This is a genomic window from Roseimaritima sediminicola, assembly GCF_009618275.1.
Lineage (GTDB): Bacteria > Planctomycetota > Planctomycetia > Pirellulales > Pirellulaceae > Roseimaritima > Roseimaritima sediminicola.
This window is the reverse complement of sequence record NZ_WIAD01000135.1, coordinates 1-918: the sequence shown is the minus strand read 5'-3', so window position 1 is coordinate 918 and position 918 is coordinate 1. Positions and strand designations below refer to the sequence as shown.

The following is a 918-nucleotide window of genomic DNA, read 5'->3' as shown; positions in this document are numbered from 1 at the left end:
GGCGGCGCCAGTGGAAACAACATGGTGCTGGTTACTTCGTACCAGTACGACGGCGGCAATGACGGCGGCGATGGCAACTTGACCCGGCAGGTGCAACAGGTCGATGCCATCAACGGTCGCGTTACGGACTTCGTTTACGATTGGCGTAACCGCCGCACGGCTACCGACGGCGAACTCGATTACTACCAGTCGCAGGTTTACGACAACCTAAATCGCATTGCCCAAACCGAACGCCGCGACACGACGGCGAGCGGCAATTTGGTGTCTCGCGATGAGACTCGCTTCGATGCCCTGGGACGCGTCTACCAGACGCTGCGGTACGCGGTCGATACTGCGACTGGGACCGTCGGCAATGCTCTGACAACGGACCGGTGGTTCGACGCCGCCGGCAATCCTGTAAAAACGATCCAAGGTGGAGCCGGCCCTCAGGCATTTACCAAGCAGACCTTCGACAGCCTGGCACGCGTCACAGCCAGCTACTCTGGTTACGGAACCGATTCGACGTACGCCGACGTCTTCACGGTCACCGGCGACGTAATCCTCAGTCAAAGCGAAACGGTCTACGATGATGCCGGCAGCGCGATTCAGGTCACCAGTCGCAGTCGATACCACAATGCTCCGGCCTCTCAAGCGGGACCACTCGGTGACCCGTCGACGACTCCCAATGCGCGCGTCACGTTTTCAGCGAGCTATCCCGATCCACTGGGCCGCGTTATCGCCAATGTGGACTATGGCACTAACGGCGGCGCCGCCTTCACTCGCGCCGCGACCGTCCCCGCCTCCAGTGACACGGTCTTGGTTTCGCAAAGCGTCTACAACGATGCGGGAGAACTGGAAGACGAGGTTGATCCTGCCGGCAAGGTTCTTCGCACGCTCTACGACGCGGCCGGACGGACTATCAAAACCATTGACAACTTC

The 918-nt window shown here is 60.2% G+C and carries 1 protein-coding gene; it reads left to right on the top strand.

Annotation, left to right across the window (positions count from 1 at the left end):
- Nucleotides 1-21: 21 nt before the first annotated feature.
- Nucleotides 22-918: hypothetical protein (locus GE027_RS22610; protein WP_202617513.1), on the top strand; the 897-nt coding region annotated here is incomplete at its 3' end.